The following is a 14,236-nucleotide window of genomic DNA, read 5'->3' on the forward strand; positions in this document are numbered from 1 at the left end:
CTAGTCGACCGGTGCCGGGTGGGCCACATCGCGCCAGGTCTGGGCGTAGAGGTCGGGCGTGAAGGGGCTGTCCAGCGGCAGGGGGTGGTACAGACGCAGTTCGGCGACCCGCCCTTCCTTCCGGGACATGACCCAGGCCAGGGCGGGCGGGCAGTGGTCCGGGGCGTCGGCGGGGTTGATCATGTCCATCTCCCACACCACCACGGAACTCCCGGCTGCCACGCCGACCGGCTTCTGGCGCACCCCGGCAGCCAGGGAGCCGTCCATGGCGTCGCGGACCAGCGCCCGGTCGCCCAACCGGGTCAGGCCGCTCATCAGGGACGCGTCGGGGGACCAGTGCGTGTCGACCACTCTGCCGAAGTGCCCGGCTTCGGCGGCGGAGAGCATGTCGAACGCCTCGTCCCAGCTGGCTCCGGCGCGCATGCGGGCGTCGCTGTGCGCGGTGGCGGCCGTCGCCGCCAGGGCTTCGGCGAGTTTGGCCCGCCCTTGGCTCAGACGGCTGCGCACCGTTCCCAGCGGCACCCCGCACACCTGGGCGATGTGCTGGTACTCCGTCAGGCCCTCGGTGAAGTAGCGTAGGACCATCGGCAGACGCAGGGCGGGCGACAGTTCCTCGATGGCCGCCCACACCCAGTCGCGCATCGCGTGGTGTTCGAGCAGTTGCTCCGGGCCCGCGCCGGGGTCCGGCGGCGGCGCCAGTGTGTCGAGCGGCACGTGCCGTCGCGCCTCGCGGAGCGCGTCGCGGCACCGGTTGCGCACGACGGCCCGAAGCCACGCACCCACCGCCTCCGGGTTGCGTACGGTCGCGATGCTGCGCAGCGCGATCAGTGCCGCTTCCTGGAGAGCGTCCTCTGCCTCCGGGCCGGGACCGAGGATGCTCAACGCCACCGCGCGCATCCCCGCCCGGTGCTCCTCCAGGAGCAGTCCCAGCGCCACGACATCGCCGGCCTGGGCCGCCCGTGTCAGTGCCGAATCCTGATCCGCTGTGCCCGCACCCGAGTTCTGGCGCATCGCCACCCCCTCTTCCTCGCCGCCTTGCCGCTGCTTCCCAGGGCCGGAAGCCGGCTGCACGGCACGGTCTCGAGGACCAACGGTAGGACACGTGCGGGCACCGGGGATTGAGCCATTCGACGTAGTCTCGATCCGCGTCGACCGAGCCCCAGATCCATTCAGCCGAGCTCCAGTTCCTGCAGTGCGTCGCGCAGGGCGGCTCTGGAGGTCACCCCCAGCTTCGGGAAGAGCTGGTAGAGATGGGTGGAGACGGTGCGCGGCGAGAGGAAGAGCCGTGCACCGATCTGCTTGTTGGACAGGCCGGCTGCGGCGAGGCGCGCGATCTCCCATTGCTGCGGCGTCAACGGCGTCAACGGCGTCAACGGCGTCAACGGCGCCGGGCGCGGATCGGACGACGGAAGCCCTCGGCCACCGCAGGCGCGCAGTTCCTGCCGGGCGCGCTCCGCCCAGGGCCGGGCACCCAACCGGACGAAACCCTCTGCTGCCGCGGTCAGTTGGTCGCGTGCCCTGGCGACGGCCTTGCTCCGGCGCAGCTGCTCGCCGTAGTACAGCTGGATGCGTGCAAGGTCGAACGGCCAGCGCGCGCCTCCGTCGACAGTCAGGGCGTCGGTGAAGCCGGGGTGGTCCACGTCACCGGAGGCAAACGCGGAGGCAGCCGACTGCAACATCCGCAGCCGGGGCGAGAGTTGTTCGATGCGCGCCTCCTGCGCGGCGGCGACATGCTCCCGCGCCTCCCGCTGGCGTCCGCTGCGCACCGCCGCCTCGACCAGGTCAAGGACCAGCCACAGCGCGTGCGGTACCAGAGCCGGCAGCTTTCCGGCCGGCGCGACGAGAGCCGCCTGCCGGTATGCCTCCTCCGGATCCCCTTGGGTGAGCGCGGCGACGGCGCGCACGTGGGCGGCGTAGGAGCGCACCACCTCGACCCGCCGGGGTCCGGCCCACTGATCCATCTGATCGGTCAGCTGACGGGCCGTCGACCAGTCGCCGCACGCCGCAGCGGGGAAGGCCAGGACGAACCTCCCGACCCAGGCGAGCATCGGGTAGTCGTATTCCTCGCACAGCTCCAGCCCCTCGCCCGCGACCTCACGCAGCCGCTCCCACTGCCCGGTGTGCATCAGATGGTTGCCCACCAGGAACAGGGCGTTGATCGCGGGTACCACCCCCTCCCCGCTCCGAGCCGAGCGGACCACGCGTTCGAGCGGCTCCATGCACCCGTCCAGGCGGTCGAGGTAGGCCGCGGCCGTGGCGACCCTGACGATCCGCATCGGATCACCCTCCCCGGACAGCTCCGCGATCGCCGCGTCCAACTGCCGCAGGTCGCCCGGCCGTGCGCGTGCCGGGTCGCCGAACGTGCTCCGCGAGAGCGTGAGCAGGGCAGGCGGGTCGGCACACCTGCCGAGCGCCTCGTCGAACGCCGACCACATGTCGGGCCTTCCGCTGAAGAAGCACACCATCATCAGCGTGTACAAGGCCTCGAAGAGCGTCGCGTCGTCCGGTCCGGGCGGTCCGGGCGGTCCTAGCGGTCCGTCCGGTCCCAGCGGCTCGGGCGCCAACGCGACGGTGCCGGAGAGCAGTCGGTGCGCGGTGTCCAGATCGCCGGATCCGTTGAGGAGGTACGCGGAGCCGGCCACCGCCGCGACCGCCGAGCCCGCTCCGGGCGCGGCCCGGCGCGCATCGTCGAGCAGCCGCGGCACGTCGCGAAGGTCCCCGGTGATGTTCGCGCTCAGGTACGCCGCCTCCGCCAGCCGCCGCGCCCTGGCTCCCGGCTCGGGGCTCAGATCGGCGGCACGCAGCAGCGCCGTGACCGCCTCCTGACCGTCCCCGCGCCGCCCGGCCGAAGCGGCGGCGCCTTCGAGCAGGACGGCAATGCCCTCGTCCGGCGCCGTCGCGGCCTGCGCCAGGTGGCGCGCCTGACGCTCCGGGACCGCCGCCCACGCGTCCGCCAAGGCGCGGTGCGCGCTGCGCCGCTGGTCACTGCTGGACAGCTCCACCACGGCGGCACGGGTGAGCGAGTGCCGGAAGTGCACCCGCCCGGAGGCATCGTCGACCAGGACCAGCCGCGCGCTCTCGGCCGGGGCGAGCTGCTTGAGGTGGGAACGCCCCGCGACCGCTCGCCGAAGGACCTGAAGATCACCGCTCCCCTCCAGTGCGACGATCAGCAACAGGTGCCGCGTGGCCGCCGGCAGCGCGGTGACGCGGGAGGCGAACGCGTCCTGAAGCCTGCGGCTGAGCGGAAGCCGCTCGGGCAGCGGCCGGGAGGCGGCGCACTGGGAGTCGGTCAGGGAGACCGGCAACTCCAGCAGCGCCAACGGATTGCCCTGCGCCTCGGCCATCAGCCGCCGCCGCACCCGAGGGACCAGCGCCGGGAACCGGTGCGCCAGCAGTTCCTCGGACGCGGCATCGGCGAGCGGCCCCAACTCGTGGACAGGCAGGCCACGGTGATCGAAGAAGGTCTCCGCGCCCGGCCGGGCCGCACAGAGCATCCCGACCTCCGTGCCCGCCAGCCGACGCGCCACCAGACCCAGGACCACCGCGCTGGCGCGGTCCAGCCACTGCACGTCGTCGACGACCAGCAGCACCGGCTGAACCCGCGCCAGATCCGTGACCAGTGACGCCACGTCACGGGCGACCGCCTCGTACTCCGGCGAGGCGCCGGTGTCCGAACCGAGCGCCACCGCGAGAGAGCCGCCGAAGCCGCGGTCGGCCTGCCCGCCGCCCACCGAGTGCAGCAACTGCGCGAGGGCGCAGTAGCCGGGCTGGGCCAGGTAGGGCACTCCGGAGGTGTACAGCACTCGTCCGCCCGCTGCCGCCTGCTTTCGGCCCACCTCCGCCAGCAAGGCGGTCTTGCCCAGGCCTGGCTCTCCCAACAGCACGAGCGGGCCGACCGGCAGCGGGCCCCGGGCGAGGTGTCCCAAGACCCGGGCCAGGTCCCGCTCGCGGCCGAAGAGGGGTTCGGCGCCGACAAGGGGTTCGGCGCCGACAGCGGTCGAGCCGAGGGGCGTCATGGCGTCCGCCGAACTACGATCACCGGCCGGCTGCTCCACGGCCCTGCCCCTCTGCACGTGCCTGCTGCGCGCCCGTGCGCCCGGCCGTCAGGAAGCGCTGCGGGGTGTCGACCAGCATCGTCTCGATCTGCTTCTCGCCGACGCCGGCCGCACGCAGCGCGGGCAGGACCGACTGGTGGATGTAGCGGTAGTTCCAGTTCGGGGCGATCGCCTCGCGCACCCCCGGCGGGAACCAGTCGATGTGACAGGAGGCGTCGTGCGAGAGCATCATCCGCTCCGCCAGGCCCTCCTCCGCGAGCCGCGCGACCGTCGCGACGCGTGCGTCGCCCGGCAGCAGCAGATCCAGACCGAACCGGTCCATGCCCACGTACGACCCCCGGTCGACCAGCCTGCGGACGTAGTCCACATCGGCTGTGTCGCCGCTGTGGCCCAGGACCACGGCGCCGAGATCGACGCCCTCCTCGCGCAGGACGTCCTGGGCCACCAGCCCGGTCCGGTGGGCGGCGCTGGTGTGCACCATGATCGGCGCGCCGGTGATCAGGTGCGCCCGCGCGACCGCCCGCATGACGCGCTCCACGCCGGGCGTCAGTGACTCCTCGATCGCGCACTTCAGGAACGCCGCACGGATGCCGGTCCCCGCGATTCCTTCGGTGAGGTCCTTGACGAACATCGCGACCATCGGCTCCTCGCCCCCCAGCAGTGTGCCCGGCCCGTGGTAACGGAAGAGGTTGGGTACATCGTTGAGGGTGTAGAGGCCCGTGGCAACCACGACGTGGATGTCCACCTGCGCGTTGACCCGGGCCACACGCGCGACGTCGCGGCCGAGGCCCACCACTGTGGGATCCATGATCGTCGACACTCCCAGCCGGGCCAACTCACCGAGCTTCTCGACCGCCTGAGCGACGATCTGCTCCTCGTCCCACAGCTCCGGGTAGTTGCGGTGGACCTCGCCGTCGAGGACGAAGACGTGCTCGTGCGCGAGAACCGTGCCGAGCTCCTCGGCCGCAACCGGCCCTCGCACGGTTTCCACGGTCTCGGTCCCGGTCCCGGTCTCGGTCCCGGCAGTCTCGCTTCGAAGCGGAGACGACATGACTGCTCCCTCTGTTCCCTCTGGTCGATGGCCTACGGCACCGCCAAGACGAGAGGAAGCGGGGGAAGTTCGATCGTTCCGGCGTGACGTGGGTCACATCATCGGGTTCGTGGCGGGCGCAAGCCAGGGCGGGAGGGCGGGGCGTCGAGGAAGCATGAGGGATCGCCTGGTGCAGATGAACGGCTGCTCAGGTCTTGGGCTTCGACGTCTGCCGCTACTGGCCGCGCCCCGCCGGGGCCGCGGGGCCGGTGCTGGCGCGGACGATCAGGGTCGGGCGCAGCAGTTGGAGCGCGTTGGTCGGGGCCTCGGATGTGGTGACCGCGCGCATCAGCACCTCGATGGCCTGGCGGGCCATCTCCCGCTTGGGCAGGGACACCGTGGTGAGTGCGGGGCGGCTGAGCTGCCGTGCCTCCATGGTGTCGTCGTGCCCGACGACGGAGAGGTCGTCCGGTACCGAGCGACCGGCGGCTCTCGCCGCCTCAAGGGCGCCGAGGGCCAGCAGGTCCTCGGTGGTGAAGAGGGCCGTCAGGTCCGGATCGGCCGCGAAGGCGGCGTTCGCTGCGGCGATTCCGCCGGCCGGGGTCGGCTCGGGGGCGAAGTGGACGGCACGGTCGGGCACGGTGATGCCGTCCTTGGCGAACGCGCGCCGGAAGCCGGCGATGCGGGGCGCGTGGGCCGGGTGTCCGAGGACGGCCACCCGTTCGTGCCCGAGCTCCCGCAGGTGGCGGCCCGCGAGGAAGCCGGCCCGCTCGTAGTCGATGGTGACCACGGGCAGCGTGTCGGGGGCCTCGCCCTCCCACGCGCACAGCACGACCGGGAAGCGCGCGTCCGCGAGCACCGGCAGGTGCTCGGTCAGGCCGACGTCGCCGGCCACCAGCAGGGCGTCCACCAGACGGCTGGTCAGGCCGGTCAGGTGCTGCTTGGCCCGCTCGCCGTCGAGCCGGGTGGTGCCCAGCAGCAGGTGGTAGCCGTGGACCGCGAGGACGTCCTCGACCTCCTCGGTCAGCTCCGAGTAGAAGGATCCGGTGACCGTCGGGACGATCAGCCCGACCGTCCGGGTGCTGCCGGTCGCCAGGGAACGGGCCACCAGGTTGGGCGTGTAGCCGAGTTCGTCGATGGCCGCGCGGACGCGCGCCGCCGTCGCCGGGCTGACGTGGACCCTGCCGGTGATCACGTTGGACACCGTCTGCTTCGTGACGCCGGCGCGTTCCGCGACGTCCTTCATGGTCACCATGGGGCCCCAGAGTTTGACCGGACAAATGAAGTTGCCCTGCAAGCTAACCATCTGCCCGGGTGGGGTCAAGTCCGAGTGAGGGGTGGCGGTTGGCCCTCTGTGCAGGTGGAGCCACTGATCCGGCCGGAGCCGCGCCGGTTCGCTCCGGATTGGCCGCGCCTTTGCTCTTGTTTTAGCGGTCAAATGCCCACTACCGTTCACCGCCAGCGGCAGACAGGTCGCACCGGAGCCGAGGAGTCCCGTGATGGGTAGAGCCATGTACACCGCCAGGCGCGCGGCCTGGATCGCCGCCGCTTCCGCGCTCGTTCTGGGCCTGAGCGCCTGCGGCAGCGGCGGCGGGACGTCGTCGGGAGGCGTCGCCAAAGCCGGAAGCAGCTTCACGTACTGGTCGATGTGGCGTGCGGACGAGCCGCAGGCGCAGGTGCTCAAGGCCGCGATCGCCGACTTCACGGCCTCCACCGGCATCAAGGTCAACGTCGACTGGATCGGCCGCGACATCGCCAAGAAGATCGGACCGGCGATCGCCGGGCACCAGGCTCCGGACCTGTGGGACGAGTCCAACGACGTGGTCTACGGCTCGACGGCCTCCGCAGGCCAGGCGCTGGACCTCTCCCCGGTCCTGTCCCAGCAGGTGCCGGGGGAGAACGTGCCGGTCTCCAGCGTGATCCCGGCCAAGTACTTCGCCATGCTGCCGAAGGACCCGAACGGGTCGAACCACTACCTCATCCCCTACGAGGTCGCGGTCAACGGCATGTTCTTCAACTCGGCCGACCCGGCGGTCAAGGCGGCGATGCCGACCGCGCCGACCGACTGGAACGGCCTGCTCAAGGCCTGCTCCGCGCTCAAGGCCAAGGGCACCTCCTGCATCGCCTCCGAGGGCGAGGACCCCTGGACCAACGAGCTGTACTTCGACTACCTGCTCAACGGGGCCGGGGTCGACTTCAACCAGCTGGCGAACGACAAGTCGGGCGCGGCGTGGGACAACCCGGCCGTGCTGAAGGCCGCCGAGGAGGTCGACCAGTTGGTCAAGGGCGGCGACCTGATCCCGGGCTACGACGCGACGAAGTACCCGGCGCAGGAGACCAACTGGGCCTCCGGCAAGGCCGCCTTCTACATGGACGGTGACTACGTCACCTCCGAGGTGTCCAAGGAGGTCCCGGCCACCTGGCAGATGTCCGCGATGCTGCCGCCCACCGCGACCACCCCGGACGTGGGCCTGTTCGGCTTCGCGATTCCCCGGCAGGCCAAGAACGTCTCCGCCGCTGAGCAGTTCATCGACTTCTTCATGCAGAAGAAGGAGATGTCCGGCATCGCGACGACCGCGCTGAACATCACCCCGCGCACCGACATCCCGGCCCCCGCCGACCTCGCCGACGCGCAGAAGCTGCTGAGCGCCCCCAGCGTCCGGCTTCCGTTCGACGGCATGGCCGGGGACTGGTCGCCCAAGGTCCTGGACGAGAACTACCTGAACCTGTGGCACGGCCAGCTGACGCCGCAGCAGTTCGTCGCCGCGTGCAAGGCCGCACAGGTCAGCTACTGGCAGACGCAGGGCTGAACATGGTCACCCTTCAGCGCCCGCCCCGGACCGCCGCCGTCCGGGGCGGAGCCCCCCGCGTTCCGAAGCGCAAGCGATCGGCCGACGGTCCGATGGAGCGTCAGCGCCGACGGATGTTCTGGCCCTTCACCGCCCCCGCTCTCATCGTCTACGCGACGCTCTTCCTCGCCCCGGTCGCCTTCGCCTTCTACACCAGCCTCTACCGCTGGGACGGCATGAGCGCGATGCAGTGGCGGGGCCTGACGAACTACCAGATGCTGTTCCTGGACCCCGACTTCCGCAGCTCGCTGGTCAACACCCTTGAGCTGATGGTCGTCGGCGGCGTGATCACCTTCGTCATCTCCTTCGCGCTGACCCTGGTGCTGCGGGAGATGCGGGCCCGGCTCTTCGCCCGCTCGGTGCTGTTCTTCCCCTCGCTGGTCAACGGCATGGTGTTCGGCATCGCGGCCGGATTCCTCTTCTCGCCCTCCGGTCCGGTCAACCACGCCCTGGAGTTCCTCGGGGTCACCACGCCGCCGAAGTGGCTGTCGACGGACAACCTGCTGCCGATGATCCTCGGCACCCTGGTGTGGACGGCGACGGGCTACTACACCTCGATCATCATGGCCGCGGTCGACCAGATCCCGCCCTACCTCTACGAGGCCGCCGAACTCGACGGCGCGAACGCCTTCCAGCGGTTCCGGCACATCACCCTGCCGTGCGCGTGGGACGTGATCTCGGTCTGCGCGGTGCTCTGGACGGTCAGCTCCGTCAAGATCTTCGAACTGATCCTGCTCTTCGGCGGCAGTACCAACGCCTATCCGCCGGTCAGCAGTTGGAACACCGCGCTGTACGTGTACGCGGAGGCGTTCCCGCAGGCGAGCGTCCCCCGGCTGGGCATGGCCACGGCCGCCGCGGTGGTCAGCCTGCTCATGGTCACCGTCGTCACGCTCGTGCTGCGCCGCCTGCTGCGCCGTGAGCCGATCGAGTACTGACCGCGTACTGGCCGCGTGCCGGCCGCGTACCGACCGTCACGACGCCCGCCGTGCCCTCGAACCACCCGTACTACCCGTACCAGAAAGGCGATCACCCGTGCGAAGCAGACGCAGCTCACCGGGACCGGCGACACGCATCGGCACGGCCGTCGTGTGGGTCCTGGTCGCCGCCGACCTCCTGCTGCTGCTGTGGGTCTTCCTGACCTCGCTGCGCAGTGGACCCGACATCCTCCGGCACGGCTTCGGTCTGCCGACCAGCCCGAAGCTCGGCAACTACACCACCGCGCTCGACTACGGCGGTTTTGGCCGCGCCGCCCTCAACAGCGTGCTCGTCTCCGTCGCCGCTGCGGCCGTCGCGGTGGCACTCGCCGCCCCGGCCGCGTACGCGCTGGCGCGGCGACGTTCGCGCACCTCGTCGGCGCTGACGATGACCTTCGCGCTGGGGCTGGGCGTTCCCGGCCAGGTGCTGGTGGTGCCGCTCTTCGTCGGCATGGCGAACCTCAACCTGACCGACAACGACTTCGGCCTCGCCCTGGTCTACGTCGGTCTGGCGATGCCGTTCACCGTCTTCCTGCTGACCGGCTTCTTCGCCTCCGTGCCAGGCGCGTTGGAGGAGGCGGCGGTCCTCGACGGGGCCGGACCGCTGCGGAGCTTCGTGCAGGTCGTGCTGCCCGTCGCGCGGGGCGGGTTGATCACCGCGTTCCTGCTGCAGTTCATCGCCAACTGGAACGAGACGCTGTTCGCCATCGTCCTGACGAACAGTCAGAACAAGATCACCCTCCCGGTGGCGCTCGCCGAGTTCGTTGCCTCCCAGCAGTACAACGGCATGGACTACGGAACGATGTTCGCCGGCGTCTGCATCATCCTCGCCCCCATGATCGCGCTCTTCTCCTGGATGGGCTCGCGGATCATCTCGGGCATGACCGTAGGGATCGGCAAATGACCCGCACCGGACGCCTTCTGACCTCCTCCACCCTCCGTTCCACGCACGGCTCCACGCTCCGCACCGGCGTGTTGCGGATCGAGGGCACCGGCCATCCGGCCCCCGGAGTCCTGCCGATCCTGCACGGCATCCCCAAGCAGACCGCCGAAGGCGTCGGCGCCGACGAGGAGATGCGCTTCGGCCTCGCCTACGGCGCGCCGCACTCGCTGCTGCCCTACACCCGCCAGAGCGACTACGACCGCCTGCGCGCTGAACGCGACCTCCCCACCGTCGTGCTGGAGAACGAGACGCTGACCGCCACGTTCCTGCCCTCCCAGGGCGGACGCCTGTGGTCGCTCGTCCACCGGCCCTCCGGATGTGAACTCCTGCACCGCAACCGGCTCTTCCAGCCCGCCAACCTCGCCCTGCGCGACGCCTGGCTGGCCGGGGGAGTGGAGTGGAACCTCGGCACCACCGGCCACTGGCCGCTGACCTGCGAACCCCTGCACGCCGCCCGCGTCGTCGCCGAGGACGGCACGCCGGTGCTGCGCATGTACGCCTTCGAGCGGCTGCGCCGTCTGGTGCTGCGGATCGACACCTGGCTCCCGGCCGGGTCGCCGGTGCTCCTCGTCCGCGTCTCGATCCACAACCCCGCGCCCACCGAGACGCCGGTGTACTGGTGGTCCAACATCGCCGTGCCCGAGGACGCGGGCACCCGCGTGCTCGCCCCGGCCGACCACGCCTTCCACTGCGACTACGTCAGCGACCTGCGGCACGTCCCCTTCCCTGACGTCGAGGGAGCCGACGCGAGTTACCCGGGACGGGTGCGGCGGGCCGCCGACTACTTCCTCGACCTTCCGGCCGGTCAACGCCGCTGGATCGCCGCGCTCGACGCGAACGGCGCGGGCCTGGTGCAGGCGTCGACCCGACTGCTGCGCGGGCGGAAGCTGTTCTGCTGGGGCGCCTCGACCGGCGGAAAGCACTGGCAGGAGTGGCTCTCCGGACCGGACGCCGCCTACCTGGAGATCCAGGCCGGGCTCGCCCGCACCCAACTGGAGCACCTGCCCATGCCCGGCGGCGCCACCTGGGAGTGGACCGAGGCCTACGGCCTGCTGGAGACCGACCCGGACGCCGTCCACGGCGAGTGGGAGCAGGCTCGCACGGCAGCGGGCGAAGCCCTTGCCCGGCTCGTCCCGGAGAGCGTGTTGACCGAGGCGCTGGCCTGGGGCGCGGCTCTGCCGGAGCCCGAGGAGATGCTTTCGGCCGGTGACGGCTGGGCCGCGCTGGAGATCGCGGCAGGGGAGCTGCCCGCTTCGCCCCTGCTGCCGTTCGGGCTGTGCGGAGAGGCCCAGGAGCCCTGGCGCAAGCTGCTGACTGCCGGAGTCCTGCCGGTGTGCGACCCGCCCGCAGCGCCGGTCACGGGAGCGCACTGGCGCGAGCGGCTGGAACGGCTGGAGCGGCAGGCACCGGACTGGCACGCCAGCTACCAGCTCGGGCTGTTGCGCCTCGCCGACGGCGACGAGGAGGGCGCCCGGCAGGCGTGGAAGCGCTCCGCCGCGGAGCGGGAGACTCCCTGGGCCCTACGCGCCCTCGCCTTCCTGGCCGCCGAGCCTGCGGAGGCGGCCGAGCTGCTTGTCCAGGCGCACCGACTCCTCCCCGAGCTCCGGGAGTTGACGATCGAGACCCTGGCCGCACTCCAACGGGCGGACCGCCCGCGCGAGGCCCTCGCGCTCGTCGAGTCGCTCCCCGACGACGTCCGCGCCCACGGTCGGATCCGGCTGGCGGAGGCGACGGCGGCCCACGCCCTCGGCGACGACGACCGGGTCCGCCGTCTGCTGGCCGAGGGCATCCAGGTCGACAACATGCGGGAGGGCGAGGTGTCCCTGGACGCCCTCTGGCTCGCGGTCCACCCCGGAGAGCCGGTCCCGCCCCACTACGACTACCGCATGTCGGCGGAGTGAGCTCCGCCCACTGAGCCGGGGGGGCCGCCCCCCCCGGGGGGGGGGGCCCCCCCCACCCACGGGGGGTTGCCGCACACCCACGGGGGGTTGCCGCACACACGAGCTGGTCGCGGCCGCTGAGGCGGCCCGGCCCGACCGGCGTCGGGACGACGCCGGTTCCCCCGGGGACGCCCTCCGCGTCCCCGACTCACCTGAAGGAGCCCTTGTGTCAGGTTCTCGAAGAAGAGCACTCGGCACGGTCGTCGCCATGGCCCTCGCCATAGCGGGCGGCACCGTCCTCGGCGTCGGCCACGCCTCGGCCGACCCGTCCAGCGCCACCTACACCGTCACCGTCGGCTCGACCGGGACGTACAACTACGCCGACGACACCCCGGCCGGCTCGTACCTGGACAAGGACGGGACGTTCTACTTCCAGGAGTCCGACTCGCTCTACGGCGCGACCGACTCCCGGCAGTGGAGCTTCTACACCGGCAGCAACTTCGACACCGCGACCGCGGACTCGACGCTGGACAACTCCGTCAACCCCGCCAACTCGCAGGACAGCAACGCCAACACGACCTGGCGCTGCAACAACAGCCCGACCGGCCTGACGGCCACCTCCGCCCCGTCGGGCTCGGGCTACGCGCAGCCCAACTACTGCGACCTCGTCGGCGTCTGGGTCGACCCGGACACCGGCGACTGGTACGGCCTGGTGCACAACGAGTTCACCCCCGAGCCGTTCGGTGACGGGCTGCACTACGACGCGATCGACTACGCCAAGTCCACGGACGAAGGCAAGACGTGGACCATCGAGGGCCACGCGATCACGTCCCCGTACAGCACCCAGCGCGGTGACACGACCGCGTTCCCCAACCAGACGTACGACTACGGCGACGGCGACCCGCGTCTCTACGTCGACTACGCGTCCGGGTACTTCTACGTCTACTACGGCTCCCGGATCATCCCCAAGGGCGGCGTCGGCGGCAGCAACGGCGGCCTGGCGCACGTCGCCCGCGCGCCGATCTCCGGCAAGATGGCCGCCGGGACCTGGCAGAAGTGGTACGACGGCTCCTGGACCCAGGCCGGCATCGGCGGGCTGGAGAGCAACATGGTCCCGGCCACCAGCAGCAACCCCAACGGGTACACCGCACCGTCGAGCGACTACAGCCCGGCCACCACCGGGACCGTGGACCAGCAGATCGCGGCCGGCACCCTGCCCGCCAAGTCGCAGCTGTTCATCATGAACATCACCTACGACGCCTACCTCGGCCTCTACATCGGAGAGCCGGAGAACGCGACCAACTCCGCGGCGGCGCAGCAGTTCTACGTCACCGACAACCTGGCCACGCAGAAGTGGTACCTGGCCGGTGACACCGGCACCTACACGGACCAGTCCTGGTACCGCTGGTTCCTCGACGGCGCCAACGCCACCAGCTCGACCGTCGTGGGCAAGACCTTCCGCTCCTACTGCGCCATCTCCTGCAACAGCGGCGACGGCGAGTACGCCAACGTGACGGTGGACTCCTCGGCCCCGGCCGCCGCGCCGTTCGACCCGACGAAGACGTACACCATCGCCAGCGGCGACGGCCGGGTGCTGACCCAGGTCTCCGGCAGCTCCGCCACCACCTCCGAGACCGCCGCCACCGGATCGACGCTGGAGGACTGGTCGTTCGCGAGCGACGGCGACGGCTCCTACCGGATCACCAACGCGTCGAGCGGACAGTTGCTCGGCGTCGACTCGACGCAGACCACCAGCCGCGCCTGGGGCACCGCCCCCACCACGACCGGCGTCGGCACGGGCGGGGTGAGCGTCGGTCAGGAGTGGTTCGTCATCCCCAGCAGCGACGGCAGCGGCACCTACCGGCTGGTCAACCGCTACAGCGGACTGGTCCTCGGCCTCTCCGCCGACAACGGCGGCTACGCCGAGACCACCCCGGCCCGGTACTGGACCAACACCACCGGCAACAGCGTCGGCGGCGACCGCACGGCCGCCCAGCAGACGCTGAGCATGACCGCCGTCGGCACGGTCCCCGCCAACCTGAACGGCGCCCACACGTTGACCACGAACGGCATGGCACTGGACGACGCCAACGGCAGCACCGCGCCCGGCAACCAGTTCATCACCTGGACCCCGACCGGTGCGTCCAACCAGAGCTGGCAGTTCACCTTGCAGCCGGACGGCTCCTACCAGATCGTCAATGTCCACTCCGGCCTGTGCGCGGACGACGACGGCGGAGCCACGAAGGCCGGCACGCCGGTGATCCAGTGGACCTGCACCGGCGCGAGCAACCAGGACTGGATCGTCACCAAGCAGGCCGGCGGCAGCTACACCGTCACCAACGAGCACAGCGGCCTGCTGCTCACCACCGCCTCGACGAGCGCGGGCGCGGCGGTCACCCAGCAGCCGAACTCCGGCTCGTCGCTCCAGCAGTGGACGTTGTCCTGACACACCGTCACTGACGCGACACCCCGGGGCCGCTGCCGTTCCTGCGCGGCGGCGGCCCC

Annotated in this window: 9 protein-coding genes; 5 read left to right on the top strand and 4 right to left on the bottom strand. The window is 71.2% G+C overall.

Features of this window, described 5'->3' with window-relative positions:
* From I2501_RS36025 to I2501_RS36040, 4 genes are all read right to left on the bottom strand, one after another.
* Nucleotides 1-1,011, bottom strand: a complete 1,011-nt coding sequence (locus I2501_RS36025) for an RNA polymerase sigma factor (RefSeq protein WP_196194096.1) — start codon at nt 1,009-1,011, stop codon at nt 1-3.
* A 158-nt stretch (nt 1,012-1,169) separates the two neighbouring features.
* On the bottom strand, nt 1,170-4,055 hold the full coding sequence (locus tag I2501_RS36030; RefSeq protein WP_196194097.1) for a helix-turn-helix transcriptional regulator: 2,886 nt from the start codon (nt 4,053-4,055) through the stop codon (nt 1,170-1,172).
* Nucleotides 4,036-5,037, bottom strand: coding sequence for a phosphotriesterase family protein (locus I2501_RS36035; RefSeq protein WP_328806348.1), 1,002 nt, complete (start codon nt 5,035-5,037; stop codon nt 4,036-4,038). Before I2501_RS36035 ends, I2501_RS36030 begins: the two co-directional genes overlap by 20 nt.
* A 283-nt stretch (nt 5,038-5,320) precedes the next feature.
* Nucleotides 5,321-6,340 carry a LacI family DNA-binding transcriptional regulator gene (locus I2501_RS36040; protein ID WP_196194099.1) on the bottom strand — a complete coding sequence of 340 codons (1,020 nt, stop codon included), beginning with the start codon at nt 6,338-6,340 and terminating at the stop codon, nt 5,321-5,323.
* Nucleotides 6,341-6,584: 244 nt separating this feature from the next.
* Here I2501_RS36040 and I2501_RS36045 point away from each other — a divergent pair, with 244 nt between their 5' ends.
* From I2501_RS36045 to I2501_RS36065, 5 genes are all read left to right on the top strand, one after another.
* A complete protein-coding gene (locus tag I2501_RS36045; RefSeq protein WP_196194100.1) occupies nt 6,585-7,895 on the top strand; it encodes an ABC transporter substrate-binding protein in 1,311 nt (436 codons plus the stop codon).
* Nucleotides 7,896-7,897: 2 nt separating this feature from the next.
* Complete coding sequence (locus I2501_RS36050) at nt 7,898-8,869, top strand: carbohydrate ABC transporter permease (RefSeq protein ID WP_196194101.1); 972 nt, start codon at nt 7,898-7,900, stop codon at nt 8,867-8,869.
* Between the two features lie 97 nt (nt 8,870-8,966).
* Nucleotides 8,967-9,812, top strand: a complete 846-nt coding sequence (locus I2501_RS39995; protein WP_196194102.1) for a carbohydrate ABC transporter permease — start codon at nt 8,967-8,969, stop codon at nt 9,810-9,812.
* Nucleotides 9,809-11,752 (top strand): DUF5107 domain-containing protein, encoded by a 1,944-nt coding sequence (locus I2501_RS36060; protein ID WP_196194103.1) that lies wholly within the window; start codon nt 9,809-9,811, stop codon nt 11,750-11,752. The genes I2501_RS39995 and I2501_RS36060 overlap by 4 nt, the downstream gene beginning before the upstream one ends.
* Nucleotides 11,753-11,957: 205 nt before the next feature.
* Nucleotides 11,958-14,177: an RICIN domain-containing protein gene (locus I2501_RS36065; protein ID WP_328806853.1), complete on the top strand. Its 2,220-nt coding sequence runs from the start codon at nt 11,958-11,960 to the stop codon at nt 14,175-14,177.
* Nucleotides 14,178-14,236: the final 59 nt, after the last annotated feature.

Origin of the sequence: Streptacidiphilus fuscans (genome assembly GCF_015690355.1) — a bacterium.
Taxonomy (GTDB): Bacteria; Actinomycetota; Actinomycetes; order Streptomycetales; family Streptomycetaceae; genus Streptacidiphilus; species Streptacidiphilus fuscans.